This is a genomic window from Pseudomonas sp. CFBP 5748 (genome assembly GCF_053850495.1).
The window spans coordinates 223,058-249,566 of record NZ_JBSPTN010000009.1; the positions used below are offsets into that span (position 1 = coordinate 223,058).

Annotated in this window: 29 protein-coding genes, 4 tRNA genes and 1 rRNA gene; all 34 read right to left on the reverse strand. The window is 55.3% G+C overall.

Going from position 1 to position 26,509, the window contains the following annotated elements; all coding sequences use genetic code 11:
• Positions 1-8 precede the first annotated feature (8 nt).
• The gene (gene rplX, locus ACWNZ1_RS21415; RefSeq protein WP_003186046.1) at positions 9-323 is read right to left on the reverse strand and encodes a 50S ribosomal protein L24; all 315 of its coding nucleotides are present in this window, start codon (positions 321-323) and stop codon (positions 9-11) included.
• A gap of 11 nt (positions 324-334) precedes the next feature.
• Entirely contained in the window at positions 335-703 is a 369-nt protein-coding gene (gene rplN, locus ACWNZ1_RS21420; RefSeq protein WP_002555479.1) for a 50S ribosomal protein L14, read from the reverse strand.
• 23 nt (positions 704-726) lie between these two features.
• Positions 727-993 carry a 30S ribosomal protein S17 gene (gene rpsQ, locus ACWNZ1_RS21425; protein WP_003176419.1) on the reverse strand — a complete coding sequence of 89 codons (267 nt, stop codon included), beginning with the start codon at positions 991-993 and terminating at the stop codon, positions 727-729.
• 2 nt (positions 994-995) lie between these two features.
• On the reverse strand, positions 996-1,187 hold the full coding sequence (gene rpmC / locus ACWNZ1_RS21430) for a 50S ribosomal protein L29 (RefSeq protein ID WP_002555481.1): 192 nt from the start codon (positions 1,185-1,187) through the stop codon (positions 996-998).
• A complete protein-coding gene (gene rplP / locus ACWNZ1_RS21435) occupies positions 1,187-1,600 on the reverse strand; it encodes a 50S ribosomal protein L16 (protein WP_003186052.1) in 414 nt (137 codons plus the stop codon). The genes rpmC and rplP overlap by 1 nt, the downstream gene beginning before the upstream one ends.
• A gap of 12 nt (positions 1,601-1,612) precedes the next feature.
• Complete coding sequence (rpsC, locus tag ACWNZ1_RS21440) at positions 1,613-2,299, reverse strand: 30S ribosomal protein S3 (RefSeq protein WP_003176422.1); 687 nt, start codon at positions 2,297-2,299, stop codon at positions 1,613-1,615.
• Between the two features lie 13 nt (positions 2,300-2,312).
• Complete coding sequence (rplV, locus tag ACWNZ1_RS21445) at positions 2,313-2,645, reverse strand: 50S ribosomal protein L22 (protein WP_003103908.1); 333 nt, start codon at positions 2,643-2,645, stop codon at positions 2,313-2,315.
• Positions 2,646-2,656: 11 nt separating this feature from the next.
• Positions 2,657-2,932: a 30S ribosomal protein S19 gene (gene rpsS / locus ACWNZ1_RS21450; RefSeq protein WP_002555486.1), complete on the reverse strand. Its 276-nt coding sequence runs from the start codon at positions 2,930-2,932 to the stop codon at positions 2,657-2,659.
• A gap of 16 nt (positions 2,933-2,948) precedes the next feature.
• Positions 2,949-3,773 (reverse strand): 50S ribosomal protein L2, encoded by an 825-nt coding sequence (gene rplB, locus ACWNZ1_RS21455; protein WP_003186055.1) that lies wholly within the window; start codon positions 3,771-3,773, stop codon positions 2,949-2,951.
• A gap of 14 nt (positions 3,774-3,787) precedes the next feature.
• Positions 3,788-4,087 carry a 50S ribosomal protein L23 gene (rplW, locus tag ACWNZ1_RS21460; protein ID WP_002555488.1) on the reverse strand — a complete coding sequence of 100 codons (300 nt, stop codon included), beginning with the start codon at positions 4,085-4,087 and terminating at the stop codon, positions 3,788-3,790.
• Entirely contained in the window at positions 4,084-4,686 is a 603-nt protein-coding gene (rplD, locus tag ACWNZ1_RS21465) for a 50S ribosomal protein L4 (protein ID WP_003186057.1), read from the reverse strand. Before rplD ends, rplW begins: the two co-directional genes overlap by 4 nt.
• Before the next feature lie 12 nt (positions 4,687-4,698).
• Complete coding sequence (gene rplC, locus ACWNZ1_RS21470; RefSeq protein ID WP_003186059.1) at positions 4,699-5,334, reverse strand: 50S ribosomal protein L3; 636 nt, start codon at positions 5,332-5,334, stop codon at positions 4,699-4,701.
• A gap of 80 nt (positions 5,335-5,414) precedes the next feature.
• Complete coding sequence (gene rpsJ / locus ACWNZ1_RS21475; RefSeq protein ID WP_003186070.1) at positions 5,415-5,726, reverse strand: 30S ribosomal protein S10; 312 nt, start codon at positions 5,724-5,726, stop codon at positions 5,415-5,417.
• A gap of 157 nt (positions 5,727-5,883) precedes the next feature.
• On the reverse strand, positions 5,884-7,077 hold the full coding sequence (gene tuf / locus ACWNZ1_RS21480) for an elongation factor Tu (RefSeq protein WP_003186071.1): 1,194 nt from the start codon (positions 7,075-7,077) through the stop codon (positions 5,884-5,886).
• Between the two features lie 31 nt (positions 7,078-7,108).
• A complete protein-coding gene (fusA, locus tag ACWNZ1_RS21485) occupies positions 7,109-9,214 on the reverse strand; it encodes an elongation factor G (protein ID WP_135847430.1) in 2,106 nt (701 codons plus the stop codon).
• A 30-nt stretch (positions 9,215-9,244) separates the two neighbouring features.
• Positions 9,245-9,715, reverse strand: coding sequence for a 30S ribosomal protein S7 (gene rpsG, locus ACWNZ1_RS21490; RefSeq protein WP_003186074.1), 471 nt, complete (start codon positions 9,713-9,715; stop codon positions 9,245-9,247).
• A gap of 102 nt (positions 9,716-9,817) precedes the next feature.
• Positions 9,818-10,189 (reverse strand): 30S ribosomal protein S12, encoded by a 372-nt coding sequence (rpsL, locus tag ACWNZ1_RS21495; RefSeq protein ID WP_003186084.1) that lies wholly within the window; start codon positions 10,187-10,189, stop codon positions 9,818-9,820.
• 216 nt (positions 10,190-10,405) lie between these two features.
• On the reverse strand, positions 10,406-14,605 hold the full coding sequence (rpoC, locus tag ACWNZ1_RS21500; protein WP_123415185.1) for a DNA-directed RNA polymerase subunit beta': 4,200 nt from the start codon (positions 14,603-14,605) through the stop codon (positions 10,406-10,408).
• Positions 14,606-14,669: 64 nt separating this feature from the next.
• Entirely contained in the window at positions 14,670-18,743 is a 4,074-nt protein-coding gene (gene rpoB, locus ACWNZ1_RS21505; RefSeq protein ID WP_024619109.1) for a DNA-directed RNA polymerase subunit beta, read from the reverse strand.
• Positions 18,744-18,963: 220 nt separating this feature from the next.
• Positions 18,964-19,329, reverse strand: a complete 366-nt coding sequence (rplL, locus tag ACWNZ1_RS21510) for a 50S ribosomal protein L7/L12 (protein ID WP_025215758.1) — start codon at positions 19,327-19,329, stop codon at positions 18,964-18,966.
• Positions 19,330-19,407: 78 nt separating this feature from the next.
• Positions 19,408-19,908: a 50S ribosomal protein L10 gene (gene rplJ, locus ACWNZ1_RS21515; RefSeq protein WP_135847431.1), complete on the reverse strand. Its 501-nt coding sequence runs from the start codon at positions 19,906-19,908 to the stop codon at positions 19,408-19,410.
• 198 nt (positions 19,909-20,106) lie between these two features.
• Positions 20,107-20,802 carry a 50S ribosomal protein L1 gene (rplA, locus tag ACWNZ1_RS21520; protein WP_003186095.1) on the reverse strand — a complete coding sequence of 232 codons (696 nt, stop codon included), beginning with the start codon at positions 20,800-20,802 and terminating at the stop codon, positions 20,107-20,109.
• Positions 20,802-21,233 (reverse strand): 50S ribosomal protein L11, encoded by a 432-nt coding sequence (gene rplK / locus ACWNZ1_RS21525; protein WP_003176435.1) that lies wholly within the window; start codon positions 21,231-21,233, stop codon positions 20,802-20,804. The genes rplA and rplK overlap by 1 nt, the downstream gene beginning before the upstream one ends.
• 117 nt (positions 21,234-21,350) lie before the next feature.
• Complete coding sequence (gene nusG / locus ACWNZ1_RS21530; protein ID WP_003186097.1) at positions 21,351-21,884, reverse strand: transcription termination/antitermination protein NusG; 534 nt, start codon at positions 21,882-21,884, stop codon at positions 21,351-21,353.
• A 9-nt stretch (positions 21,885-21,893) separates the two neighbouring features.
• Positions 21,894-22,262 (reverse strand): preprotein translocase subunit SecE, encoded by a 369-nt coding sequence (gene secE / locus ACWNZ1_RS21535; protein WP_003186101.1) that lies wholly within the window; start codon positions 22,260-22,262, stop codon positions 21,894-21,896.
• 45 nt (positions 22,263-22,307) lie between these two features.
• Positions 22,308-22,383, reverse strand: a tRNA-Trp gene (locus tag ACWNZ1_RS21540).
• 53 nt (positions 22,384-22,436) lie between these two features.
• Complete coding sequence (tuf, locus tag ACWNZ1_RS21545) at positions 22,437-23,630, reverse strand: elongation factor Tu (protein WP_003186103.1); 1,194 nt, start codon at positions 23,628-23,630, stop codon at positions 22,437-22,439.
• A gap of 84 nt (positions 23,631-23,714) precedes the next feature.
• Positions 23,715-23,790, reverse strand: a tRNA-Thr gene (locus tag ACWNZ1_RS21550).
• Positions 23,791-23,816: 26 nt separating this feature from the next.
• A tRNA-Gly gene (locus ACWNZ1_RS21555) sits at positions 23,817-23,890 on the reverse strand.
• A 24-nt stretch (positions 23,891-23,914) separates the two neighbouring features.
• Positions 23,915-23,999: transfer RNA gene (locus ACWNZ1_RS21560), tRNA-Tyr, on the reverse strand.
• Positions 24,000-24,142: 143 nt separating this feature from the next.
• Positions 24,143-24,598 (reverse strand): hypothetical protein, encoded by a 456-nt coding sequence (locus tag ACWNZ1_RS21565; protein ID WP_135847432.1) that lies wholly within the window; start codon positions 24,596-24,598, stop codon positions 24,143-24,145.
• A 7-nt stretch (positions 24,599-24,605) separates the two neighbouring features.
• Positions 24,606-25,355, reverse strand: coding sequence for a pantothenate kinase (locus ACWNZ1_RS21570; protein ID WP_135847433.1), 750 nt, complete (start codon positions 25,353-25,355; stop codon positions 24,606-24,608).
• Entirely contained in the window at positions 25,345-26,301 is a 957-nt protein-coding gene (gene birA / locus ACWNZ1_RS21575) for a bifunctional biotin--[acetyl-CoA-carboxylase] ligase/biotin operon repressor BirA (protein ID WP_135847434.1), read from the reverse strand. The genes ACWNZ1_RS21570 and birA overlap by 11 nt, the downstream gene beginning before the upstream one ends.
• 133 nt (positions 26,302-26,434) lie before the next feature.
• Positions 26,435-26,509 (reverse strand): 5S ribosomal RNA (rrf, locus tag ACWNZ1_RS21580); the annotation flags it as partial.

The following is a 26,509-nucleotide window of genomic DNA, read 5'->3' on the forward strand; positions in this document are numbered from 1 at the left end:
AGCAGTGTTCAAGCATCAACCGCTTTTTGGGTCGACTTGAAGACACGAATTTTCTTACCGTCTTCTACTTTGAAACCAACGCGGTCAGCCTTGTTGGTTTCGCCGTTGAAAATGGCGACGTTGGAAGCGTGCAGTGGCGCTTCTTTCTCGACGATACCGCCCTGTACGCCCGACATCGGGTTAGGCTTGGTATGACGCTTGACCAGGTTCAGACCACCAACAACCAGACGGTTGTCAGCAAGAACCTTCAGCACCTTACCGCGCTTACCTTTGTCTTTGCCGGCGATCACGATGATCTCGTCGTCACGACGAATCTTTTGCATGTCGGATCTCCTTACAGCACTTCTGGGGCGAGCGAGACGATCTTCATGAACTTCTCAGTACGAAGTTCACGGGTCACTGGCCCAAAGATACGGGTGCCGATCGGCTCTTGCTTGTTGTTCAGAAGAACAGCAGCGTTGCCATCAAAGCGGATAATGGAGCCATCTGCACGGCGAACACCGTGACGAGTGCGGACTACAACAGCAGTCATCACTTGGCCTTTTTTCACCTTACCGCGAGGAATTGCTTCCTTGACGGTAACTTTGATGATGTCACCAATACCAGCGTAACGACGATGGGAGCCACCCAGCACCTTGATGCACATAACGCGGCGAGCGCCGCTGTTATCGGCCACATCGAGCATGGATTGAGTCTGAATCATATAATTTCTCCGACCCCTAGTCCTTAGACTTCCACAGCGCGTTCGAGAACATCAACCAGCGCCCAAGACTTGGTCTTGGCCAAAGGACGAGTTTCACGAATAGTGACTTTGTCGCCGATGTGGCACTGATTGGTTTCGTCGTGCGCGTGCAGCTTAGTCGAACGCTTAACGTATTTACCGTAGATCGGGTGCTTAACGCGACGCTCGATCAGAACGGTGATGGTTTTGTCCATCTTGTCGCTGACAACACGGCCAGTCAGCGTACGGACAGTTTTTTCGGCTTCAGCCATGATTACTTACCTGCCTGCTGGTTGAGCACAGTTTTCACGCGAGCGATGTCACGCTTAACTTGCGAGAGCAGATGAGACTGCCCCAACTGGCCAGTTGCTTTCTGCATACGCAGATTGAACTGGTCGCGCAGCAGGCCGAGCAGTTGCTCGTTCAGCTGCTGTGCTGATTTTTCACGAAGTTCATTCGCTTTCATCACATCACCGTCCGTTTAACAAAGGAGGTGGCGAGCGGCAGCTTTGCAGCAGCCAGGGCGAAAGCCTCACGCGCCAGCTCTTCAGAAACACCCTCGATTTCATACAGGACTTTGCCTGGCTGAATCTGGGCAACCCAGTACTCCACGTTACCCTTACCTTTACCCATCCGAACTTCGAGTGGCTTCTTGGTGACAGGCTTGTCCGGGAATACACGGATCCAGATCTTGCCGCCACGTTTTACGTGACGGGTCAGAGCACGACGCGCTGACTCGATCTGACGAGCGGTGAGACGACCACGAGCAACAGACTTCAGCGCGAACTCGCCGAAGCTGACTTTGCTACCGCGCAATGCCAGGCCACGGTTGTGACCGGTCATCTGCTTGCGGAACTTCGTACGCTTTGGTTGCAACATTTGGCGTACCCCTTACTTAGCAGCTTTTTTACGAGGCGCTGGTGCTTGTGGCTTCAGCTCTTCTTGGCGACCACCAATTACTTCGCCTTTGAAGATCCAAACCTTTACACCGATCACACCATAAGTGGTGTGAGCTTCGTAGTTGGCATAGTCGATGTCGGCACGCAGGGTGTGCAGTGGCACACGACCTTCGCGATACCATTCAGTACGTGCGATTTCAGCACCGCCGAGACGACCGCTCACTTGGATTTTGATGCCTTTGGCACCAATGCGCATTGCGTTCTGTACAGCGCGCTTCATAGCGCGACGGAACATTACGCGACGCTCCAGCTGCTGAGCTACGCTCTGCGCAACCAACATACCGTCGAGCTCCGGCTTGCGGATCTCTTCGATATTGATGTGCACAGGCACACCCATTTGCTTGGTCAGGTCCTGACGCAGTTTCTCAACATCTTCACCTTTCTTCCCGATAACGATACCTGGACGAGCAGTGTGGATGGTGATACGTGCAGTCTGCGCCGGACGATGGATATCGATACGGCTTACGGACGCGCTTTTTAGTTTGTCTTGGAGATACTCACGCACCTTCAGATCAGCGAACAAGTAGTCCGCATAAGTCCGACCGTCTGCGTACCAGACGGAGGTGTGCTCCTTGACGATTCCCAGGCGAATGCCAATGGGATGTACTTTCTGACCCATCTCTTCGACTCCGTTACTTGTCAGCAACCTTGACAGTGATATGGCAAGACCGCTTGACGATGCGATCAGCACGGCCTTTGGCACGTGGCATGATGCGCTTCAGCGAACGCCCTTCGTTGACGAAAACGGTGCTGACCTTCAGGTCATCAACGTCTGCGCCTTCGTTATGCTCGGCGTTGGCTACGGCCGACTCCAGCACTTTCTTCATGATCTCGGCGGCTTTCTTACTGCTGAAAGCCAACAGGTTGAGCGCTTCGCCCACCTTCTTCCCGCGGATCTGGTCGGCGACCAAGCGGGCTTTCTGGGCGGAGATTCGAGCGCCCGACAACTTAGCGGCTACTTCCATTTCCTAACCCCTTAACGCTTGGCTTTCTTGTCAGCCACGTGCCCACGGTATGTGCGGGTACCGGCAAACTCGCCCAGTTTGTGGCCGACCATGTCTTCGTTCACGAGAACTGGGACGTGTTGACGACCGTTGTGTACTGCGATGGTCAGACCGACCATTTGTGGCAGGATCATCGAACGACGCGACCAGGTCTTAACTGGTTTGCGATCGTTCTTTTCCGCCGCCACTTCGATCTTCTTCAGTAGGTGAAGATCAATAAAAGGACCTTTTTTCAGAGAACGTGGCACTGTCGTATCCCTCTATTTACTTGCGACGACGGACGATCATTTTGTCGGTACGCTTATTACCACGAGTCTTCGCGCCCTTAGTCGGGAAGCCCCATGGCGATACCGGATGACGACCACCAGAGGTACGACCTTCACCACCACCATGTGGGTGGTCAACCGGGTTCATGGCAACACCACGAACGGTTGGGCGAACGCCACGCCAGCGCTTGGCACCAGCTTTACCCAACGAACGCAGGCTGTGCTCGGAGTTCGAGACTTCGCCCAGGGTCGCACGGCATTCAGCCAGTACTTTACGCATCTCACCAGAACGCAGACGCAGGGTCACGTAGACACCTTCACGAGCGATCAGCTGAGCCGAAGCACCAGCGGAACGAGCGATTTGCGCGCCTTTACCTGGCTTCAATTCGATGCCGTGTACGGTGCTACCAACTGGAATGTTACGCAGTTGCAGAGCGTTGCCCGGCTTGATCGGTGCCAGGGCACCTGCGATCAGCTGGTCGCCAGCGCTCACGCCTTTAGGGGCGATGATGTAGCGACGCTCGCCATCTGCGTACAGCAGCAGAGCGATGTGAGCAGTACGGTTTGGATCGTATTCGATACGCTCGACGGTGGCAGCGATGCCATCCTTGTCGTTGCGACGGAAGTCGACCAGACGATAATGCTGCTTATGACCACCACCGATGTGACGAGTGGTAATACGGCCATTGTTGTTACGACCACCAGACTTCGATTTTTTCTCGAGCAGCGGTGCGTGAGGAGCGCCTTTATGCAGCTCCTGGTTGACCACCTTGACCACAAAACGGCGGCCAGGGGAAGTCGGTTTGCATTTAACGATTGCCATGATGCACCCCTTCCTTACTCAGCACTGCTGCTGAAATCGAGATCTTGGCCTGGCTGAAGGGAGATAACTGCCTTCTTCCAGTCATTACGCTTGCCCAGACCGCGAGCAGTGCGCTTGCTTTTACCCAGAACATTCAGGGTAGTCACGCGCTCTACTTTCACGCTGAACAGGCTTTCGACGGCCTTCTTGATTTCCAGCTTGGTTGCGTCGGTCGCAACCTTGAAAACGAACTGGCCTTTCTTGTCTGCCAGAACCGTAGCCTTCTCGGAAACGTGCGGGCCAAGCAGAACTTTAAATACGCGTTCCTGGTTCATCCCAGCAGCTCCTCGAATTTCTTCACGGCCGACACGGTGATCAACACCTTGTCGTATGCGATCAGACTGACCGGATCGGAACCTTGCACGTCACGAACATCAACGTGTGGCAGGTTACGAGCAGCCAGGTACAGGTTCTGATCAACAGCGTCAGACACGATCAGGACGTCAGTCAGGCCCATGCCGTTCAGCTTGTTCAGCAGATCTTTGGTTTTCGGTGCTTCAACAGCGAAGTCCTGAACCACGACCAGACGATCAGTACGCACCAGCTCAGCAAGGATGGAACGCATTGCTGCGCGGTACATCTTCTTGTTCAGCTTCTGGGAGTGATCCTGAGGACGAGCTGCGAAAGTGGTACCGCCGCCACGCCAGATTGGGCTACGGATAGTACCGGCACGAGCACGGCCAGTACCTTTCTGACGCCATGGGCGCTTACCGCCACCAGAAACGTCGGAACGGGTCTTTTGCTGCTTGCTACCTTGACGGCCGCCGGCCATGTAGGCCACGACTGCTTGGTGAACCAGCGTCTCGTTGAATTCGCCGCCAAATGTCAGTTCGGAAACTTCGATCGCTTGAGCGTCATTTACATTTAATTGCATGTCAGCTTCCCCTTAACCGCGAGCCTTGGCTGCTGGACGTACAACCAAGTTGCCGCCAGTAGCGCCAGGAACAGCGCCCTTGACCAACAACAGATTGCGTTCAGCGTCCACGCGCACTACTTCGAGGGACTGCACGGTCACGCGCTCAGCGCCCATATGACCGGACATTTTTTTGCCCTTGAATACACGACCAGGAGTCTGGCACTGGCCGATAGAGCCTGGAACGCGGTGGGATACGGAGTTACCGTGGGTGTTATCTTGCCCGCGGAAGTTCCAACGCTTGATCGTACCCTGGAAGCCTTTACCCTTGGACTGACCGGTTACATCAACCAGTTGACCAGCAGCGAAGATTTCAGCGTTGATCAGATCGCCGGCCTGGTACTCGCCTTCTTCAAGACGGAATTCCATTACGGTACGACCAGCGGCAACGTTCGCCTTAGCGAAGTGGCCAGCCTGAGCAGCTGTTACACGCGAAGCACGACGCTCGCCGACAGTGACTTGCACTGCACGATAGCCATCGGTCTCTTCAGTTTTGAACTGGGTGACGCGATTCGGCTCGATCTCAATGACCGTGACCGGAATGGAGACACCTTCTTCGGTGAAAATACGGGTCATACCGCATTTACGACCGACTACACCAATAGTCATGTTGTAAACCTCATGAGTGTACGGGGCTTTCACCCGCTATGGCCGCCCATTTCAGAGCGTTACACGACTAAGACCGAGTCTTAGCCGAGGCTGATCTGCACTTCCACACCGGCCGCAAGATCAAGCTTCATAAGAGCATCAACGGTTTTATCCGTTGGCTGGACGATGTCCAGAACGCGCTTATGAGTACGGATCTCGTACTGGTCACGCGCGTCTTTGTTGACGTGCGGGGAGACCAGAACGGTGAACCGCTCTTTACGGGTAGGCAGTGGAATTGGACCACGCACTTGAGCACCAGTACGTTTCGCGGTTTCCACGATTTCCTGGGTGGATTGGTCGATCAGGCGATGGTCAAAAGCCTTCAACCTGATACGGATTTGCTGATTTTGCATTGGATTTCAGACTCCGGCTGCTATTCCCACCGAGCGCAATACGCCCGTTAAAAGGAGGCGCAATTCTATAGACGCCCCATATAGGTGTCAACCCAATAAAAAAGCCCCCGCTAAGCGGGGGCTTTTTCAACTCATCAAAGCTGACTCAAAAAAGAGCTTACTCGATGATTTTGGCTACGACGCCAGCGCCGACGGTACGACCGCCTTCACGGATAGCGAAACGCAGACCGTCTTCCATTGCGATGGTCTTGATCAGGGTGACAACCATTTTGATGTTGTCGCCTGGCATTACCATTTCAACGCCTTCCGGCAGTTCGCAGTTACCGGTCACGTCAGTGGTCCGGAAGTAGAACTGTGGACGGTAGCCTTTGAAGAACGGAGTGTGACGACCGCCTTCTTCTTTGCTCAGAACGTACACTTCAGCTTCGAACTTGGTGTGCGGCTTAACCGAACCTGGCTTGACCAGAACCTGGCCACGCTCAACGTCGTCACGCTTGGTACCACGCAGCAGAACGCCGCAGTTCTCGCCAGCACGACCTTCGTCGAGCAGCTTACGGAACATTTCAACACCGGTGCAGGTGGTGACGGTGGTGTCACGCAGACCAACGATTTCCAGTGGATCCTGAACCTTGACGATACCGCGCTCGATACGGCCAGTTACAACAGTACCGCGACCCGAGATCGAGAATACGTCTTCGATTGGCATCAGGAACGGCTTGTCGATAACACGAACTGGCTCTGGGATGTAGCTGTCCAGAGTTTCTACCAGGCGCTTAACAGCGGTGGTACCCATTTCGTTGTCATCTTGGCCGTTCAGAGCCATCAGAGCCGAACCGATGATGATTGGAGTGTCATCACCTGGGAAGTCGTAAGTGCTCAGCAGGTCGCGCACTTCCATCTCAACCAGTTCCAGCAGCTCAGCGTCGTCAACCATGTCAGCCTTGTTCAGGAAGACAACGATGTACGGAACGCCTACTTGACGGGACAGCAGGATGTGCTCACGAGTTTGCGGCATCGGACCATCAGCGGCCGAGCAAACCAGGATCGCGCCGTCCATCTGGGCAGCACCGGTGATCATGTTCTTCACGTAGTCAGCGTGACCTGGGCAGTCAACGTGAGCGTAGTGACGAATCGAAGAGTTGTACTCAACGTGCGCGGTGTTGATGGTGATACCACGAGCCTTTTCTTCCGGAGCGCTGTCGATTTTATCGAAAGCAACAACGGCCGAACCGAAAACTTCGGAGCAGACGCGAGTCAGAGCAGCAGTCAGAGTGGTTTTACCGTGGTCAACGTGACCAATGGTGCCAACGTTGACGTGCGGTAGGGAACGATCAAATTTTTCTTTAGCCACGACAATTAACTCCTAGCCTAAAGGGGCTGAATCAGCCTTGTTTTTTGGTAACAGTTTCGACGATATGCGACGGAGCTGTATTGTATTTTTTGAATTCCATAGAGTAGCTTGCGCGACCCTGAGACATGGAACGAACGTCGGTTGCGTAACCGAACATTTCACCCAACGGAACCTCAGCACGAATAACCTTGCCGGAAACCGTATCTTCCATACCCAGAATCATGCCACGACGACGGTTAAGGTCGCCCATGACATCACCCATGTAGTCTTCAGGCGTTACGACTTCTACCGCCATGATCGGCTCAAGCAACTCACCACCGCCCTTCTGGGCCAGTTGCTTGGTTGCCATGGAAGCAGCCACCTTGAACGCCATCTCGTTGGAGTCGACGTCGTGGTAAGAACCATCGAACACAGTTGCCTTCAGGCCGATCAGCGGATAGCCGGCAACAACGCCGTTCTTCATCTGCTCTTCGATACCCTTCTGGATCGCCGGGATGTATTCCTTAGGAACCACACCACCTACGACTTCGTTCACGAATTGCAGACCTTCCTGACCTTCGTCAGCCGGTGCAAAACGAATCCAGCAGTGACCGAATTGACCACGGCCGCCGGACTGGCGAACAAACTTACCTTCGATTTCACAGTTCTTCGTGATGCGCTCACGATAGGAAACCTGAGGCTTACCGATGTTGGCTTCGACGTTGAACTCACGGCGCATCCGGTCAACCAGGATGTCCAGGTGCAACTCGCCCATACCAGAGATGATCGTTTGACCGGTCTCTTCATCAGTCTTGACGCGGAAAGACGGGTCCTCCTGAGCAAGCTTGCCCAGAGCGATACCCATTTTTTCCTGGTCATCCTTGGTTTTTGGCTCAACGGCAACCGAAATAACCGGCTCCGGGAAGTCCATACGAACCAGGATGATTGGCTTGTCAGCGTTGCACAAGGTTTCACCGGTGGTGACGTCCTTCATGCCAATCAAGGCCGCGATGTCGCCAGCGCGCACTTCCTTGATCTCTTCACGGGCGTTTGCGTGCATTTGCACCATACGACCCACACGCTCTTTCTTGCCTTTTACAGAGTTGATCACGCCGTCGCCGGAGTTCAACACGCCCGAGTAAACCCGAACAAAGGTCAAGGTACCCACGAATGGGTCGGTAGCGATCTTGAACGCCAGAGCCGCGAAAGGCTCGTCGTCGCTTGCATGACGCTCCATTTCCTCTTCCTCGTTATCAGGGTTGGAGCCCTTGATAGCAGGAATGTCGGTTGGAGCAGGCAGGAAGTCGATCACAGCATCGAGAACCAGGGGAACACCCTTGTTCTTGAAGGAAGAACCGCAAACAGCCAGGACGATCTCACCAGCGATGGTACGCTGGCGCAGAGCAGCCTTGATTTCCTCGTTGGTGAGCTCTTCACCCTCAAGGTACTTGTTCATCAGCTCTTCGTTGGCTTCGGCCGCAGCCTCAACCATGTTGCCGCGCCACTTCTCGGCTTCTTCCAGCAACTCTGCCGGGATGTCCTTGCGAACAGGAACCATACCCTTGTCAGCATCGTTCCAGTAGACAGCTTGCATGTTGATCAGATCGATCTGACCCTGGAAGTTGTCTTCGGAACCGATAGCCAGCTGGATCGGCACCGGAGTGTGACCCAGACGCTGCTTGATCTGACCGATCACGCGCAGGAAGTTGGCACCAGCACGGTCCATCTTGTTTACGTAAACAAGACGTGGAACACCGTATTTGTTGGCCTGACGCCATACGGTTTCCGACTGAGGCTCAACACCCGAAGTACCGCAGAACACGACGACAGCGCCGTCGAGTACACGCAGGGAACGTTCAACTTCGATGGTGAAGTCTACGTGGCCCGGGGTATCGATAACGTTGAAGCGATGCTCGTGCGGGTACTGCTTCTCGGAACCCTTCCAGAAGGCGGTAATGGCAGCAGAAGTAATGGTAATACCACGCTCCTGCTCCTGCACCATCCAGTCGGTGGTCGCGGCGCCATCATGCACCTCGCCCATCTTGTGACTTTTGCCGGTGTAAAAAAGGACGCGCTCGGTGGTGGTGGTTTTACCAGCATCCACGTGAGCAACGATACCGATGTTACGGTAGCGGTTAATCGGTGTAGTACGAGCCATAAAGCCCTCGCAAATTGAGTGACGCTAAAATTAGAAGCGGTAGTGCGAGAAAGCCTTGTTGGCTTCAGCCATACGGTGCACGTCTTCACGCTTCTTAACTGCAGCACCTTTACCTTCAGCAGCGTCCAACAGTTCGCCAGCCAAACGCAGAGCCATGGACTTCTCACCGCGCTTGCGGGCGAAGTCTACCAACCAGCGCATTGCCAGGGCGTTACGACGGGACGGACGAACTTCGACCGGAACCTGGTAAGTAGCACCGCCTACACGGCGCGACTTCACTTCGACCAGCGGAGCGATGGCGTCGAGAGCTTTCTCGAAGATTTCCAGGGGATCGCTGTTCTTGCGTTCCTTAACTTTGTCCAGTGCGCCATAAACGATACGCTCGGCAACGGCTTTCTTGCCGCTTTCCATTACGTGGTTCATGAACTTGGCGAGAATCTGGCTTCCGTATTTCGGATCGTCCAGAATCTCACGTTTGGCTGCTACGCGACGTCTTGGCATTGATAAGCCCTCAAACGGTCTTCAGGTTAGCCCGGGACAGCTATTGCGTGCCCGACCTTACTCTTATCGACTCAATAAAATGAAAAACTGTAAAACGGCCGATTATTTCGGACGCTTGGTACCGTACTTCGAACGACCCTGGTTACGACCTTTAACGCCGGAAGTATCCAAAGAACCGCGAACGGTGTGGTAACGAACACCTGGCAAGTCTTTTACACGACCGCCGCGGATCAGTACCACGCTGTGCTCTTGCAGGTTGTGGCCTTCACCGCCGATGTACGAGGAAACCTCGAAACCGTTGGTCAGACGCACACGGCATACTTTACGCAGTGCCGAGTTAGGTTTTTTCGGCGTGGTGGTATACACACGGGTGCATACGCCACGACGTTGCGGGCAGTTCTGCAGCGCAGGCACGTCGGATTTCTCGACGATACGCTTACGCGGCTGACGTACCAGCTGGTTGATAGTTGCCATCTACTAGCTCCACTGTTGTCTTGCGACGCTATTGTCTTACAAGAAAAGCAAAATGGCAGGAACGAATTCCCGCCAAATTTAGGGGATCAAGAGTCTAAAGAGGATCTTGCTCCCAGTCAAGGCAAGGCCCCGACCTCCCCGCCCGCCGGATCTCGACAATTTGTCTCGATCCGGCGGGCGGGACGACCAGGGCCAGGCACTCAATTGCTACAGAACTCAGTTACCGCTCGAGTTCAGTGCTTCGGTCAGTGCAGCTTCCACTTCACTGGCGCTTACGCGCAACGGCTTGTCTGCATCACGGCGGCGTTTGCGCTCGCTGTGATAGGCCAAACCGGTACCGGCCGGGATCAGACGACCCACGACCACGTTTTCTTTCAGGCCGCGCAGGTAATCGCGCTTGCCGGTTACCGCCGCTTCGGTCAGTACGCGGGTGGTTTCCTGGAAGGAAGCCGCCGAGATGAACGATTCGGTGGACAACGACGCCTTGGTGATACCCAGCAGCACGCGAGTGAACTTGGATACGAACTTGTCGTCCGCAGCCAGGCGCTCGTTTTCTACCAGTACGTGAGTCAGTTCCATCTGGTCGCCCTTGATGAAACTCGAATCGCCGGATTCAGCGATTTCAACTTTACGCAGCATCTGACGCAGGATGGTCTCGATGTGCTTGTCGTTGATCTTCACGCCTTGCAGACGATAAACGTCCTGGATCTCGTTCACGATGTACTTGGCCAGCGCACTCACACCCAGCAGACGCAGGATGTCGTGTGGATCGCTCGGACCGTCGGAGATAACTTCGCCGCGGTTTACCTGTTCGCCTTCGAAGACGTTCAGGTGACGCCACTTCGGAATCAGCTCTTCGTACGGATCGCTACCGTCGTTCGGCGTGATGACCAGACGGCGCTTGCCTTTGGTCTCTTTACCGAACGCGATGGTGCCGCTGACTTCAGCCAGAATCGAGGCTTCTTTCGGACGACGGGCTTCGAACAAGTCGGCAACACGCGGCAGACCACCGGTGATGTCGCGGGTTTTCGAAGTTTCCTGCGGGATACGAGCGATAACATCACCGATCGCGATCCGCGCACCATCCGCAACACCGACCAGGGCGTTGGCTGGCAGGAAGTACTGAGCGATTACGTCAGTGCCTGGCAGCAACAGATCCTTGCCGTTGTCGTCGACCATCTTCACGGCCGGACGGATGTCCTTGCCAGCAGCTGGACGATCTTTCGCGTCAAGTACTTCAATGTTGGTCATACCGGTCAATTCGTCAGTCTGACGCTTGATCGTGATGCCTTCTTCCATGCCCACGTAGGTCACGGTACCTTTCATTTCGGTCACGATCGGGTGGGTGTGCGGATCCCACTTGGCCACGATAGCACCAGCGTCGACCTTGTCACCTTCCTTGACCGAAATCACAGCACCGTACGGCAGCTTGTAGCGCTCGCGCTCGCGACCGAAGTCGTCAGCGATCGCCAGCTCACCGGAACGGGATACAGCCACCAGGTGACCGTCCACGCGCTCTACGTGCTTGAGGTTGTGCAGACGGACAGTACCGCCATTCTTCACCTGAACGCTGTCAGCTGCGGAGGTCCGGCTTGCCGCACCACCGATGTGGAACGTACGCATCGTCAGCTGGGTACCCGGCTCACCGATGGACTGGGCAGCGATAACGCCGACCGCTTCACCGATGTTCACCTGGTGACCACGAGCCAGGTCGCGACCGTAGCACTTGGCGCAGATGCCGTAGCGGGTTTCGCAGCTGATCGGCGAACGTACGATCACTTCGTCGATGCTGTTGAGCTCGATGAACTCGACCCACTTCTCGTCAACCAGGGTGCCGGCAGGAACGATTACGTCCTCGGTACCCGGCTTGAATACGTCACGGGCGATGACACGACCCAATACGCGTTCACCCAGCGGCTCTACAACGTCACCGCCTTCAATGTGCGGAGTCATCACCAAGCCGTGTTCGGTGCCGCAATCGATCTCGGTCACGACCAGATCCTGCGCAACGTCTACCAGACGACGAGTCAGGTAACCGGAGTTCGCCGTTTTCAACGCGGTATCCGCAAGACCCTTACGGGCACCGTGAGTGGAGATGAAGTACTGGAGTACGCTCAAACCTTCACGGAAGTTCGCGGTGATCGGGGTCTCGATGATGGAGCCGTCCGGCTTGGCCATCAGGCCACGCATACCGGCGAGCTGACGGATCTGCGCAGCAGAACCCCGTGCGCCCGAGTCGGCCATCATGTACATCGAGTTGAACGATTCCTGGTCGACTTCGTTGCCATGACGGTCGATGACTTTCTCTTTCGAGAGGTTGGCCATCATCGCCTTGGATACTTCGTCGTTCGCCTTGGACCAGAGGTCGATGACCTTGTTGTACTTCTCGCCCTGGGTTACCAGGCCGGAGGCGTACTGGCTTTCGATCTCTTTCACTTCTTCGGTAGCAGCACCGATGATGCGGGCTTTTTCGTCCGGGATAACGAAGTCGTTAACACCGATGGAAACGCCGGAAATGGTCGAATAGGCAAAACCGGTGTACATCAACTGGTCAGCGAAGATCACGGTCTCTTTCAGACCAACCACGCGGTAGCACTGGTTGATCAGCTTGGAGATCGCCTTTTTCTTCATCGGCAGGTTGACGACGTCGAAGGACAAGCCTTTTGGCACAACCTGGAACAACAGCGCACGACCGACGGTGGTGTCGACGATACGGGTGTTGGTCACGCTGCCGCCATCACGATCGTTCACGGTTTCGTTGATCCGCACTTTGACCTTGGCGTGCAGTGCGGCTTCGCCGGCACGGAACACACGGTCAACTTCCTGCAGATCCGCGAACACACGACCTTCGCCCTTGGCGTTGATCGCTTCACGAGTCATGTAGTACAGACCCAATACAACGTCCTGCGACGGAACGATGATTGGCTCACCGTTGGCTGGCGACAGGATGTTGTTGGTCGACATCATCAGCGCACGCGCTTCGAGCTGGGCTTCCAGCGTCAGCGGTACGTGCACGGCCATTTGGTCGCCGTCGAAGTCGGCGTTGTACGCAGCACAGACCAGAGGGTGCAGCTGGATGGCCTTACCTTCGATCAGTACCGGTTCAAACGCCTGGATACCCAGACGGTGAAGGGTCGGTGCACGGTTGAGCAGCACTGGGTGCTCGCGAATCACTTCGGCGAGAACGTCCCAAACCTCTGGCAGCTCGCGCTCGACCATCTTCTTGGCGGCTTTGATGGTGGTCGCGAGACCACGCATTTCCAGCTTGCCGAAAATGAACGGCTTGAACAGCTCCAGAGCCATTTTCTTAGGCAGACCGCACTGGTGCAGGCGCAGGGTCGGGCCTACGGTAATTACCGAACGACCGGAGTAGTCAACACGCTTACCGAGCAAGTTCTGACGGAAACGACCCTGCTTACCCTTGATCATGTCAGCCAGGGATTTCAGAGGACGCTTGTTGGAACCGGTGATAGCACGGCCACGACGACCGTTGTCGAGCAGCGCGTCGACAGCTTCCTGCAACATACGCTTTTCGTTGCGCACGATGATGTCCGGAGCGGACAGATCAAGCAGGCGCTTCAAGCGGTTGTTACGGTTGATCACTCGACGATACAGATCGTTGAGGTCGGAAGTCGCGAAACGACCGCCATCGAGCGGAACCAGTGGACGCAGGTCTGGCGGCAGAACCGGCAGAACGGTCAGCACCATCCACTCTGGCAGGTTGCCGGAACCCTGGAAGGCTTCCATCAACTTCAGACGCTTGGACAGCTTCTTGATCTTGGTTTCGGAGTTGGTTTGCGGAATTTCTTCGCGCAGGCGGCCAATCTCGTGCTCCAGGTCGATAGCGTGCAGCAGTTCGCGGACAGCTTCGGCACCCATGCGGGCATCGAAATCGTCGCCGAACTCTTCCAGCGCTTCGAAGTACTGCTCGTCGTTGAGCAGCTGACCTTTTTCAAGGGTGGTCATGCCCGGGTCGATAACGACATAGCTCTCGAAGTAGAGAACGCGTTCGATATCACGCAGGGTCATGTCCATCAGCAGGCCGATACGGGACGGCAGCGATTTCAGGAACCAGATGTGGGCAACCGGCGAGGCCAGCTCGATGTGTGCCATGCGCTCACGACGAACTTTTGCCAGCGCAACTTCAACGCCGCACTTCTCGCAGATCACACCACGGTGCTTCAAGCGCTTGTACTTACCGCACAGGCACTCGTAATCCTTCACCGGGCCAAAGATCTTGGCGCAGAACAGGCCGTCACGCTCAGGTTTGAACGTACGGTAGTTGATGGTTTCCGGCTTTTTAACTTCACCGAACGACCACGAACGGATCATCTCAGGCGAGGCCAATCCAATACGGATGGCGTCGAACTCTTCGACTTGACCCTGGTTTTTCAGCAAATTCAGTAGGTCTTTCAAGGCCTTTCCTCCTGGCGGAGCAGAGAGCGGGCAAAACAGCCCCGCTCTCGATTCGCGTCACGTGTTATTCGGTTTCCAGATCGATATCGATGCCGAGGGAACGAATTTCCTTGATCAACACGTTGAAAGACTCGGGCATGCCCGGCTCCATACGGTGATCGCCGTCCACGATGTTTTTGTACATCTTGGTCCGGCCGTTCACATCGTCCGACTTCACTGTGAGCATTTCTTGCAGAGTGTATGCAGCACCGTACGCTTCCAGTGCCCAGACCTCCATCTCCCCGAAACGCTGACCACCGAACTGCGCCTTACCACCCAGCGGCTGCTGGGTAACCAGGCTGTAAGAACCGGTAGAACGAGCGTGCATCTTGTCGTCCACCAAGTGGTTCAGCTTCAGCATGTACATGTAGCCAACGGTAACCGGGCGCTCGAACTTGTTGCCGGTACGGCCGTCGAACAGCTGCATCTGGCCACTTTCTGGCAGGTCTGCCAGTTTCAGCATGGCCTTGATTTCGCTTTCCTTGGCACCGTCGAACACCGGAGTAGCCATTGGAACGCCGCCGCGCAGGTTCTTCGCCAAGTCCAGGATTTCCTGGTCGGTGAAGGTGTCCAGCTCTTCGTTGCGCCCGCCGATCTCGTTGTAGATCTCGTGCAGGAACTTACGCAGGTCAGCGACCTTGCGCTGCTCTTCGATCATACGGTTGATCTTCTCGCCCAGACCTTTGGCCGCGAGGCCCAGGTGGGTTTCAAGGATCTGACCAACGTTCATACGCGAAGGTACGCCCAACGGGTTGAGGACCACATCGACCGGGGTGCCATTGGCATCGTGCGGCATGTCTTCAACCGGCATGATCACGGAGACCACACCCTTGTTACCGTGACGACCGGCCATCTTGTCGCCCGGCTGGATGCGACGACGGATTGCCAGGTAAACCTTGACGATTTTCAGCACGCCCGGAGCCAGGTCATCGCCCTGCTGCAGCTTGCGCTTCTTGTCTTCGAACTTGTCGTCCAGCAGACGGCGGCGATCAACGATATAGGCCTGGGCCTTCTCGAGCTGCTCGTTCAGAGCATCTTCAGCCATGCGCAGCTTGAACCACTGGCCGTGCTCAAGACCGTCGAGAACTTCGTCGGTGATTTCCTGACCTTTCTTCAGGCCAGCGCCGCCTTCGGCTTTGTGGCCGACCAGAGCGGAGCGCAGACGCTCGAAAGTTGCGCCTTCAACGATACGGAACTCTTCGTTCAGGTCCTTGCGGATCTCGTCGAGTTGAGTCTTCTCGATGGACAGTGCACGAGCATCACGCTCAACGCCGTCACGGGTGAAGACCTGTACGTCGATGACGGTACCCTTGGTGCCGGTAGGCACGCGCAGGGAGGTGTCTTTAACGTCGCTGGCTTTTTCACCGAAGATGGCACGCAGCAGTTTCTCTTCCGGAGTCAGCTGGGTCTCGCCTTTCGGAGTGACCTTACCGACCAGGATGTCGCCTGCGCCTACTTCAGCACCTACGTAAACGATACCGGCTTCGTCCAGCTTGTTCAGTGCAGCCTCACCCACGTTCGGGATGTCTGCAGTGATTTCCTCTGGGCCAAGCTTGGTGTCACGAGCCACACAGGTCAGTTCCTGGATGTGGATCGTGGTGAAGCGATCTTCCTGAACAACACGCTCGGACAGGCAGATGGAGTCTTCGAAGTTGAAGCCGTTCCATGCCATGAACGCGATGCGCATGTTCTGACCCAGTGCCAGCTCACCCATATCGGTGGACGGACCATCGGCCATGATGTCGCTACGCTGAACCCGATCACCCTTGCTCACCAGCGGACGCTGGTTGATGCAGGTGTTCTGGTTGGAGCGGGTGTATTTGGTCAGGTTGTAGATGTCGACACCGGCTTCGCCCGTTTCAACTTCGTCATCGGCAACACGAACCACGATACGGCTGGCATCAACGGAGTCGATCACGCCACCACGACGAGCCACGACGCAAACGCCGGAGTCACGGGCTACGTTTCGCTCCATGCCGGTACCTACCAGCGGCTTGTCAGCGCGCAGGGTTGGTACAGCTTGACGCTGCATGTTCGAACCCATCAACGCACGGTTGGCGTCGTCATGCTCGAGGAACGGGATCAGCGACGCTGCAACCGAAACGACCTGCTTCGGCGACACGTCCATCAAGGTGACGTCTTCCGGCGCCTTGACGGTGAACTCGTTCAGGTGACGAACAGCTACCAGCTCGTCGATCAGGACTTTCTTGTCGTTCATCGTGGCCGAAGCCTGAGCGATCACGTGATCGGCTTCTTCGATGGCGGACAGGAATACGATCTCGTCAGTGACCAGGGCGTCTTTCACCACACGGTACGGGCTCTCGAGGAAGCCATACTGGTTGGTGCGCGCATAGGCGGCCAAGGAGTTGATCAGACCGATGTTCGGACCTTCCGGCGTTTCAATCGGGCATACACGACCGTAGTGAGTCGGGTGTACGTCACGAACTTCGAAGCCTGCGCGCTCACGGGTCAAACCGCCCGGACCGAGTGCAGAGACACGACGCTTGTGGGTGATCTCGGACAGCGGGTTGTTCTGGTCCATGAACTGAGACAGCTGGCTCGAACCGAAGAACTCCTTCACCGCCGCAGCCACTGGCTTGGCGTTGATCAAGTCTTGCGGCATCAGGCCTTCGCTTTCAGCCATCGACAGACGTTCCTTGACCGCGCGCTCTACACGCACCAGGCCAACACGGAACTGGTTCTCGGCCATTTCGCCTACACAGCGAACACGACGGTTACCCAGGTGGTCGATGTCATCGACGATGCCTTTGCCGTTACGGATGTCGACCAGAGTCTTGAGCACCGCAACGATGTCGTCTTTATTCAACACGCCCGAACCTTCGATCTCGGTACGACCGATACGACGGTTGAACTTCATCCGGCCGACCGCAGACAGGTCGTAGCGCTCAGGGCTGAAGAACAGGTTGTTGAACAGAGTCTCGGCTGCATCCTTGGTTGGCGGCTCGCCAGGACGCATCATGCGATAGATCTCGACCAGGGCTTCCAGTTGGTTGCCAGTGGAGTCGATCTTCAGCGTGTCGGAGATAAACGGACCGCAGTCGATATCGTTGGTGTACAGAGTCTCGATGCGAACAACCTGGGCCTTGGCGATTTTTGCCAGGATCTCGGTGTTCAGCTCGGTGTTGCACTCTGCCAGGATTTCGCCGGTGGCCGGATGCACGATGACCTTGGCGGTGGTGCGACCCAGGACGTAGTCCAGAGGCACCTGCAGCTCTTTGATCCCGGCTTTTTCCAGCTGGTTGATGTGGCGAGCGGTAATACGACGACCCTGCTCGACAATAACCTTGCCCTTGTCATCCTGGATATCGAGGACAGCGATTTCACCGCGCAGACGCTGAGGCACCAGCTCCAGGCTGAGGTTTTCACCCTGCACGTGGAAAACGTTGGTGGTGTAGAACGCGTCCAATACTTCTTCAGTGGTATAACCGAGCGCGCGCAGCAGTACCGATGCAGGCAGCTTGCGACGACGGTCGATACGCACGAATACGCAGTCTTTCGGATCGAACTCGAAGTCCAACCACGAACCGCGGTAAGGAATGATGCGCGCGGAGTAAAGCAGTTTGCCGGAGCTGTGCGTTTTGCCACGGTCGTGGTCGAAGAACACGCCCGGAGAACGGTGCAGCTGGGAAACGATTACACGCTCGGTACCGTTGATTACGAAGGTACCGTTCTCAGTCATCAGGGGGATTTCACCCATGTAGACTTCTTGCTCTTTGATGTCCTTGATCGCTTTGTTCGACGATTCTTTGTCGAAAATGATCAGGCGCACTTTTACCCGCAAAGGTACGGCGTAAGTTACACCGCGCAATACGCATTCTTTGACATCAAATGCCGGCTCGCCCAGGCGATAACCGACGTACTCCAGCGCAGCATTGCCGGAGTAGCTGATGATCGGGAAAACGGATTTGAAGGCCGCATGCAGGCCCACGTCGCGGAACTGATCTTTAGTCGCTCCCGCTTGCAAGAATTCACGATACGAATCCAGCTGGATGGCCAGGAGGTACGGCACATCCATGACGTCCGGCAACTTGCTAAAGTCCTTGCGGATACGTTTTTTCTCAGTATATGAGTAAGCCATCAGCGTTCCCCAGCTTGGTCACCTGCTTGTTTGGCCCCTCCCGACGGGAGCAGCCAGAAAATCGTGCAAACCCCATGGTTTGCGCCACCACATCGGGTGGTTACAGCCCGCTATCAGCACCGACCCAGTCGGCTGCCAGTAACGGAAAAAGGCCGGTGGCAAGAGCCACCAGCCATCAGCCTGTCGCTTAACGCTCGGGCTGGAGACGCAAAGTCGATGCTTACTTCAGCTCGACTTTAGCGCCTGCTTCTTCCAGAGTTGCTTTGGCTTTGTCAGCTGCGTCTTTCGAAACAGCTTCCAGAACCATGGCAGGAGCGCCGTCAACTACAGCCTTGGCTTCTTTCAGGCCCAGACCGGTCAGTTCACGTACTGCCTTGATCACGTTAACTTTCTTCTCGCCAGCTTCGGTCAGCATGACGTTGAATTCGGTTTGCTCTTCAACAACGGCGGCAGCAGCAGCTGGACCAGCGGAAGCAGCGGCAGCAGAAACACCGAATTTTTCTTCGAAAGCTTTGATCAGCTCAACAACCTGCAGAACGGACATTTCAGCTACGGCGTTGAGGATATCGTCTTGAGAGATAGACATGACTCTAATTCCTAAATTGGGGGACGGCCTACGCGGCCATCGAAATAAACAAAAAAGCGCGAGAGAAAATGCTCAGCCTTAGGCTGCGGCAGCTTCTTTTTGCTCGCGAACTGCAGCCAGAATACGAGCCAGCTTGCTGGTAGCGCCTTGAATCACGCTCATCAGCTGCGAAATGGCTTCGTCGCGGGTCGGCAGTGTTGCCAGTACATCGATCTGATTAGCTGCGAGGAACTTGCCCTCGAACGCAGCTGCCTTGATCTCGAACTTGTCCTGACCCTTGGCGAATTCCTTGAACAAACGGGCAGCAGCGCCTGGATGATCCTTGGAGAACGCGATCAGGGTCGGGCCGGTGAACACGTCGTTGAGAACACTGTATTCAGTGCCAGCAACGGCGCGCTTGAGCAGGGTGTTACGTACGACACGTACATAAACGCCAGCTTCACGAGCCTCTTTACGGAGTCCGGTCATTGCGCCTACTGTTACGCCACGGGCATCAGCCACGACAGCGGACAGAGCGACTTTGGCAGCCTCGTTGACTTCAGCGACGATGGCCTTCTTGTCTTCGAGATTAATTGCCACGGGTTTAACTCCTGCTTGTTACCGTTTCATCCGGTCGAAACCGAATGTCGTTTTGGTGTCTGATTCGGTAAGGAACCGGGAGCACCATCTGCGTAGGCTTGTGGTTTAAGACTTGCGTCGCCTACGGTCTTGGACAGCCCCCGCCAGGCAGGGACCCCAATTTTTCGATTGGCGCAATCGCTTGCGCCAACCTGAGTCTTACGCGTCGAGCGAGCTCTGGTCGATAACCAGACCTGGGCCCATGGTGGTGCTCAGGGTAACGCGCTTGACGTAGATGCCTTTCGAAGAAGCTGGCTTGATACGCTTCAGATCAGCGATCAGGGCTTCAACGTTTTCCTTCAGCTTGACGGCGTCGAAGCCAATCTTGCCAACGGAGGTGTGAATGATGCCGTTTTTGTCGGTGCGATAACGAACCTGACCTGCCTTGGCGTTTTTAACCGCGGTGGCTACGTCTGGCGTTACGGTGCCGACTTTAGGGTTAGGCATCAGACCACGTGGACCGAGGATCTGACCCAACTGACCTACAACGCGCATGGCATCAGGAGATGCGATCACTACGTCATAGTTCAGGTCGCCGCCTTTCATTTCAGCAGCCAGATCGTCCATGCCTACGCGATCAGCGCCCGCAGCCAGAGCAGCTTCAGCTGCTGGGCCCTGGGTGAAAACAGCAACACGAACGGTCTTGCCAGTGCCGTGTGGCAGCACAGTAGCGCTACGAACGACCTGGTCGGATTTACGTGGGTCAACGCCCAGGTTCACAGCAACGTCGAACGACTCGCTGAACTTGACAGTCGACAGCTCAGCCAGCAGAGCGGCGGCGTCTACAAAGTTGTAGGCCTTGCCTGCTTCGATTTTGCCGGCGATAGCCTTTTGACGCTTGGTCAGCTTAGCCATTACACACCCTCCACGTTAAGGCCCATGCTACGAGCAGAACCGGCGATAGTACGCACGGCTGCATCCATATCAGCTGCAGTCAGATCCGCGTTTTTGGTTTTCGCGATTTCTTCCAGCTGAGCACGGGTAACGGTGCCAACCTTAACGGTGTTTGGACGAGCGGAACCGCTGGTCAAACCTGCAGCCTTCTTCAGCAGAACCGAAGCAGGGGTGCTTTTTGTTTCGAAAGTGAAGCTACGGTCGCTGTAGACAGTGATGATCACTGGAGTCGGCAGACCTGGCTCAAGACCCTGGGTACGGGCGTTGAAGGCCTTGCAGAATTCCATGATGTTCACGCCGTGCTGACCCAGAGCAGGACCAACAGGTGGACTTGGGTTAGCCTGAGCGGCCTTCACTTGCAGCTTGATGTAAGCGGTAATTTTCTTGGCCATGAGGCACTCCAATTACGGGTTCGAACGCCTCGAAAGGCTCCCCGGTTACTTGCGCGTTTATCCCAGTGACGACAAAACCCCACAGCCTAGGGCTGCGGGGTTGGGATGCCTGTTCAATCAGACCTTTTCGACCTGGCTGAACTCTAGCTCTACCGGAGTAGAGCGACCGAAAATGAGCACTGCCACTTGGATCCGGCTCTTTTCGTAGTTAACTTCTTCAACCGTGCCATTAAAGTCGGCGAATGGACCATCAGTGACGCGTACAACCTCACCTGGTTCAAACAACGTCTTCGGCTTAGGCTTGTCGCTACCATCAGCGACCCGACGCAGAATCGCTTCCGCCTCTTTATCTGTAATCGGTGCTGGCTTATCAGCGGTTCCGCCAATGAAGCCCATCACCCGAGGGGTATCCTTGACCAAGTGCCAAGTCCCTTCGTTCATATCCATCTGTACCAGCACATAGCCTGGAAAGAACTTGCGTTCACTTTTGCGCTTCTGGCCATTACGCATCTCAACCACTTCTTCAGTGGGGACCAGAATCTCGCCAAAGCCATCTTCCATGCCAGCCAGCTTGACGCGCTCTACCAGCGAGCGCATAACATGCTTCTCGTAACCCGAGTAAGCATGCACAACGTACCAACGCTTAGCCACGGGACACCCTTAGCCAACAATCAAGGAAACAAGCCAGCCGAGCAGGGAATCAAGCCCCCACAACAGCAACGCCATTACCAGAACAACAGCCACAACGATCAACGTGGTCTGCGTGGTTTCTTGGCGAGTCGGCCATACGACTTTACGAATCTCGGTGCGAGCTTCCTTAGCGAGTACAAAGAAAGACTTACCCTTGGCTGTTTGCAGACCTACGAAGGCAGCAACAGCAGCAATGGCGAGCAATGCAAGTACGCGGTACAGGATCGGCGAAGCAGAGTAATACTGATTGCCAACAACGCCAACAACCACCAAAGCGACTACCACTAGCCACTTGAGCAGATCGAAGCGAGAGCCTTGAGCTTCAGCTTTAGGAGTCATCTATGAAGATCCTGTGAAAAGAAAGCCAGACACACCGAGTGAATCTGGCAGGTCAGGAGGGAATCGAACCCCCAACCTACGGTTTTGGAGACCGTCGCTCTGCCAATTGAGCTACTGACCTAAAACAAAATCAGGCCGACCATTATGCCGGCCCGAAAAAGACATTACAACTGTTTACTCGATGACTTTGGCTACGACACCAGCGCCGACGGTACGACCGCCTTCACGAATAGCGAAACGCAGGCCATCTTCCATCGCAATGGTCTTGATCAAAGTGACAGTCATCTGAATGTTGTCACCCGGCATTACCATTTCAACACCTTCTGGCAGCTCGCAGTTACCGGTCACGTCAGTGGTCCGGAAGTAGAACTGTGGACGATAGCCCTTGAAGAACGGCGTATGACGACCACCTTCCTCCTTGCTCAGAACATAAACCTCTGCAGTGAACTTGGTGTGCGGCTTGACAGTACCTGGCTTGACCAGAACCTGGCCACGCTCAACATCGTCACGCTTGGTGCCGCGCAGCAACACACCGCAGTTCTCACCTGCACGACCTTCGTCGAGCAGCTTGCGGAACATTTCAACGCCGGTACAGGTAGTTTTCTGAGTGTCGCGCAAACCGACGATCTCAACTTCTTCCTGGATACGGACAATGCCACGCTCAACACGACCAGTCACAACAGTACCGCGACCGGAGATAGAGAATACGTCTTCGATTGGCATCAGGAACGGCTTGTCGATAGCACGCTCAGGCTCTGGAATGTAGCTATCCAGAGTTTCCACCAGCTTCTTGACAGCAGTGGTACCCATCTCATTGTCATCTTGGCCATTCAAAGCCATCAAAGCCGAACCGATGATGATTGGAGTGTCATCACCTGGGAAATCGTAAGTGCTCAGCAGATCGCGCACTTCCATCTCAACCAGCTCCAGCAGCTCAGCGTCGTCAACCATGTCAGCCTTGTTCAGGAAGACAACGATGTACGGAACACCTACCTGACGGGACAGCAGGATGTGCTCACGAGTTTGCGGCATCGGACCATCAGCAGCCGAGCAAACCAGGATCGCGCCGTCCATCTGGGCAGCACCGGTGATCATGTTCTTCACATAGTCAGCGTGACCTGGGCAATCAACGTGCGCGTAGTGACGCACAGCCGAATCGTATTCAACGTGAGCGGTATTGATGGTGATACCGCGTGCTTTCTCTTCCGGGGCGCTGTCGATCTTGTCGAAGTCAACCTTGGCCGAACCGAATACCTCGGAGCAGACGCGGGTCAGAGCTGCAGTCAGCGTAGTTTTACCGTGATCGACGTGACCAATGGTACCAACGTTGACGTGCGGCTTATTACGTTCGAACTTTTCCTTAGCCATCGAAATCACCCTCAGGAGAAGAATTTAGCAAGTCACACAAGCCATTAAAACAAAGGCAGATATTTTCATATCTGCCTTGTTATATGGAGCTCTTGAGCGGATTTGAACCGCTGACCTCACCCTTACCAAGGGTGTGCTCTACCAACTGAGCTACAAGAGCGAAACACTTTGCACAACCTGCAAACTTGGAGCGGGTAGCGGGAATCGAACCCGCATCATCAGCTTGGAAGGCTGAGGTTCTACCACTAAACTATACCCGCGGAGCTTGCAGCTCACGCTAAAAATGGTGGAGGGGGAAGGATTCGAACCTTCGAAGTCGTAGACGTCAGATTTACAGTCTGATCCCTTTGGCCGCTCGGGAACCCCTCCTAAGCGAGCCGGCATTCTATATTATGCCAGCCTTCTGTCAAGCATTTTCTCATTAAAAACCTGAGGTTAGCTGCGTTGACGGCGCCTCGCATCGTTAACCGCTAAAAGGTCTTCGCTGCGAAGCGGGCGCCATTCTATGCAAACTACTCTGCGGGTGCAACCCCCTCGCAAGGCATTATTTTATGTTTTAACTCATTGAATTCTTTAGAAAGGTTTTGAAGCATCGCTTCATTCACTTTCCCCGCACTATCCCGGGAAACCTGAACCCAAAAACCTCCCGCCTCAAGCGAGTTCGACGCCCCCAACGCAACGGGGCGCACCACAACACCCAAGTTCGCCAGTCGCTGCTCCAGCTGCTTCGCCATTTCCGACCGAGCAAAGCCTCCCAGATAGACACAGGTCTTTTGCACCTCACCGGATTTACCCAAATCGCGCCTCACAAGCGCATCCGCAGTCTCACTCAAGAGATGGATATCCTGTTGCGAGCCACGGTACAAACTTAGCGGCGTAACATCTTTTGCGCGAAGCGGGGCCTCCTGCTGATGCCAGACGTAATAGAAGACATTCAAAACCAGCAATAACAGGAACAGCCACCGCATAGAAACCTCAGGACAAAGGACAGGCCATCGCTAAACCAACAAAAACCAAGTCAGGCACCACCCTGGCACCAGGAACAACCCCGGAAACCAAATCGGCATCTCCCCCAGTGAGAAATACCACGAAATCCTTTCCCCAATATTCCCGGGCCAACTCAAGCTGAGTCAGGACAAATCCCCTGAGCATCAGCATGCAACCACGCTCGACCGCTTCGACGGTCGTGCGGCCAGGAGCCAGGCTCTCATGGGCACGCTCAGCTGCCGTATCGTCATAACGAATTCGTCGAGTATGAGTACGCAACTGATTGCGCATCAGGGGCATACCCGGGCAAATAAATCCCCCGAGATGCCCACCATCAGCACCCACGAAATCCGCAGTGATAGCTGTACCAAAATCGAGCACCAGACATGCCCCCGAAGCGAGATGGAACCCGCCTAGCAGGGCTAACCAGCGATCGAGCCCCAATCGCTCGTAATCCTCATAGCCGTTTCTAACTCCCGCCATTTCCCGAGCAGGCACGGCACGCACCACGGACACTCCAAATACGCTAACCAGCGATGCGACCAACGAATCAGTCTCTGCCTGAGTTCTCACACTAACCAGACGACATTTCTTGAGCTGGAATTTCTCGGCACAACCCAGGCTCGCCAACAGGTCGCCGTCAGAACCGACCACTCCCCCCTCGACCGCCGTAAGACCATCAGACTGAAGGACACGCCACTTGATAAAGCTATTGCCGCAGTCGAGCTCAAGAATCATCACGCAACCTCAAACTGAGCTCACCGCCGCTAAAGATCTTTTCCACGCCATCCACCTTCAAACGAAGTGCACCCTGACGATCAACTCCCATCACAACACCGTCAATTTGATTGACGCCTGCAATCAATGATACAGCTCGCCCCTGCCATAGATGGTATTGCTCCCACTCCAACTGAATCGCGGTAAACCCTGATGCATGATGGAGCCTCAGATACTGCTGAAGCTTTGCCCCCAATCGCACCACCAGCTCATTCCGATCGAAATCCCTGCGCGCCTCGAGACACATGGACGTCCATTGCTGATCAACCTCGTCGGTCGATTGCATATTCACGTTGACTCCCACACCCAGGACAACGTGGCAGACGTCCGCCGGATCCCCTACCAACTCAAGTAAAATGCCAGCGATTTTTTTCTCACCAACCAGGACATCGTTAGGCCATTTCAGACCCGCCTTCGAGACCCCCATATCACGCAAGGCATGCATGACAGCAAGTCCGACAACCAGACTGAGCCCTTCGATCTGTCGCATGCCACCCTCAATGCGCAATACCACGCTGCAATAGAGGTTATCGGCAAACGGACTGACCCACTTGCGACCACGACGACCACGGCCGGCTATCTGTCGCTCGGCCAGCACCATGAATGGGGCCTCCACTCCGCGCTCTATAGAGCGCAGCGCTTCTGCATTAGTGGAGTCGATGGAATCAAATATGTGAACAGGCCACTCACAAAGCCCGCCTGCGCTGATCTCAGCCGCATCTAAAAGCAGCAGAGGCTTAGCCAACTGGTATCCCCTGCCTCGAACCTTATGAACAGACAGCCCCAATTCTGCCTCCAGATGCTGCAGCTGCTTCCATACAGCACTGCGGCTGATACCCAGCGCAACGCCCAGCGCCTGGCCCGAATGAAAGCGACCATCCTTTAGAAGTTTTAGCAACGTGAGCATGCGAACTGCGCCCTGACAATGAGGCCCGCATGATAGCTATGCGTAAGACAGTTGCATAGAAACACAAAATGTCTTTCTCGCGGGCAAAACAAAACCCCTACCTGCATCAGCAGATAGGGGTTTCGGAATTTAATCTTGACGATGACCTACTCTCACATGGGGAAACCCCACACTACCATCGGCGATGCATCGTTTCACTGCTGAGTTC

Excerpts from the sequence above, each read along its gene's own strand:
- ACWNZ1_RS21570 (WP_135847433.1), bottom strand. The coding sequence starts at position 25,355 with ATGATTCTTGAGCTCGACTGCGGCAATAGCTTTATCAAGTGGCGTGTC.
- ACWNZ1_RS21565 (WP_135847432.1), bottom strand. The coding sequence starts at position 24,598 with ATGCGGTGGCTGTTCCTGTTATTGCTGGTTTTGAATGTCTTCTATTAC.
- rplA (WP_003186095.1), bottom strand. The coding sequence starts at position 20,802 with ATGGCTAAGCTGACCAAGCGTCAAAAGGCTATCGCCGGCAAAATCGAA.
- rplW (WP_002555488.1), bottom strand. The coding sequence starts at position 4,087 with ATGAACCAGGAACGCGTATTTAAAGTTCTGCTTGGCCCGCACGTTTCC.
- rpoB (WP_024619109.1), bottom strand. The coding sequence starts at position 18,743 with ATGGCTTACTCATATACTGAGAAAAAACGTATCCGCAAGGACTTTAGC.
- tuf (WP_003186103.1), bottom strand. The coding sequence starts at position 23,630 with ATGGCTAAGGAAAAGTTCGAACGTAATAAGCCGCACGTCAACGTTGGT.
- rplB (WP_003186055.1), bottom strand. The coding sequence starts at position 3,773 with ATGGCAATCGTTAAATGCAAACCGACTTCCCCTGGCCGCCGTTTTGTG.
- rpsJ (WP_003186070.1), bottom strand. The coding sequence starts at position 5,726 with ATGCAAAATCAGCAAATCCGTATCAGGTTGAAGGCTTTTGACCATCGC.
- rpmC (WP_002555481.1), bottom strand. The coding sequence starts at position 1,187 with ATGAAAGCGAATGAACTTCGTGAAAAATCAGCACAGCAGCTGAACGAG.
- rpsQ (WP_003176419.1), bottom strand. The coding sequence starts at position 993 with ATGGCTGAAGCCGAAAAAACTGTCCGTACGCTGACTGGCCGTGTTGTC.
- rplK (WP_003176435.1), bottom strand. The coding sequence starts at position 21,233 with ATGGCCAAGAAAATTACCGCTTACATCAAGCTGCAAGTGAAGGCCGCT.
- rplN (WP_002555479.1), bottom strand. The coding sequence starts at position 703 with ATGATTCAGACTCAATCCATGCTCGATGTGGCCGATAACAGCGGCGCT.
- rplX (WP_003186046.1), bottom strand. The coding sequence starts at position 323 with ATGCAAAAGATTCGTCGTGACGACGAGATCATCGTGATCGCCGGCAAA.
- rplP (WP_003186052.1), bottom strand. The coding sequence starts at position 1,600 with ATGTTGCAACCAAAGCGTACGAAGTTCCGCAAGCAGATGACCGGTCAC.
- rpsL (WP_003186084.1), bottom strand. The coding sequence starts at position 10,189 with ATGGCAACTATCAACCAGCTGGTACGTCAGCCGCGTAAGCGTATCGTC.
- secE (WP_003186101.1), bottom strand. The coding sequence starts at position 22,262 with ATGACTCCTAAAGCTGAAGCTCAAGGCTCTCGCTTCGATCTGCTCAAG.
- rpsC (WP_003176422.1), bottom strand. The coding sequence starts at position 2,299 with ATGGGTCAGAAAGTACATCCCATTGGCATTCGCCTGGGAATCGTCAAG.
- fusA (WP_135847430.1), bottom strand. The coding sequence starts at position 9,214 with ATGGCTCGTACTACACCGATTAACCGCTACCGTAACATCGGTATCGTT.
- rplV (WP_003103908.1), bottom strand. The coding sequence starts at position 2,645 with ATGGAAGTAGCCGCTAAGTTGTCGGGCGCTCGAATCTCCGCCCAGAAA.
- rplD (WP_003186057.1), bottom strand. The coding sequence starts at position 4,686 with ATGCAATTAAATGTAAATGACGCTCAAGCGATCGAAGTTTCCGAACTG.
- rplL (WP_025215758.1), bottom strand. The coding sequence starts at position 19,329 with ATGTCTATCTCTCAAGACGATATCCTCAACGCCGTAGCTGAAATGTCC.
- rplC (WP_003186059.1), bottom strand. The coding sequence starts at position 5,334 with ATGACTATTGGTGTAGTCGGTCGTAAATGCGGTATGACCCGTATTTTC.
- birA (WP_135847434.1), bottom strand. The coding sequence starts at position 26,301 with ATGCTCACGTTGCTAAAACTTCTAAAGGATGGTCGCTTTCATTCGGGC.
- rpsG (WP_003186074.1), bottom strand. The coding sequence starts at position 9,715 with ATGCCAAGACGTCGCGTAGCAGCCAAACGTGAGATTCTGGACGATCCG.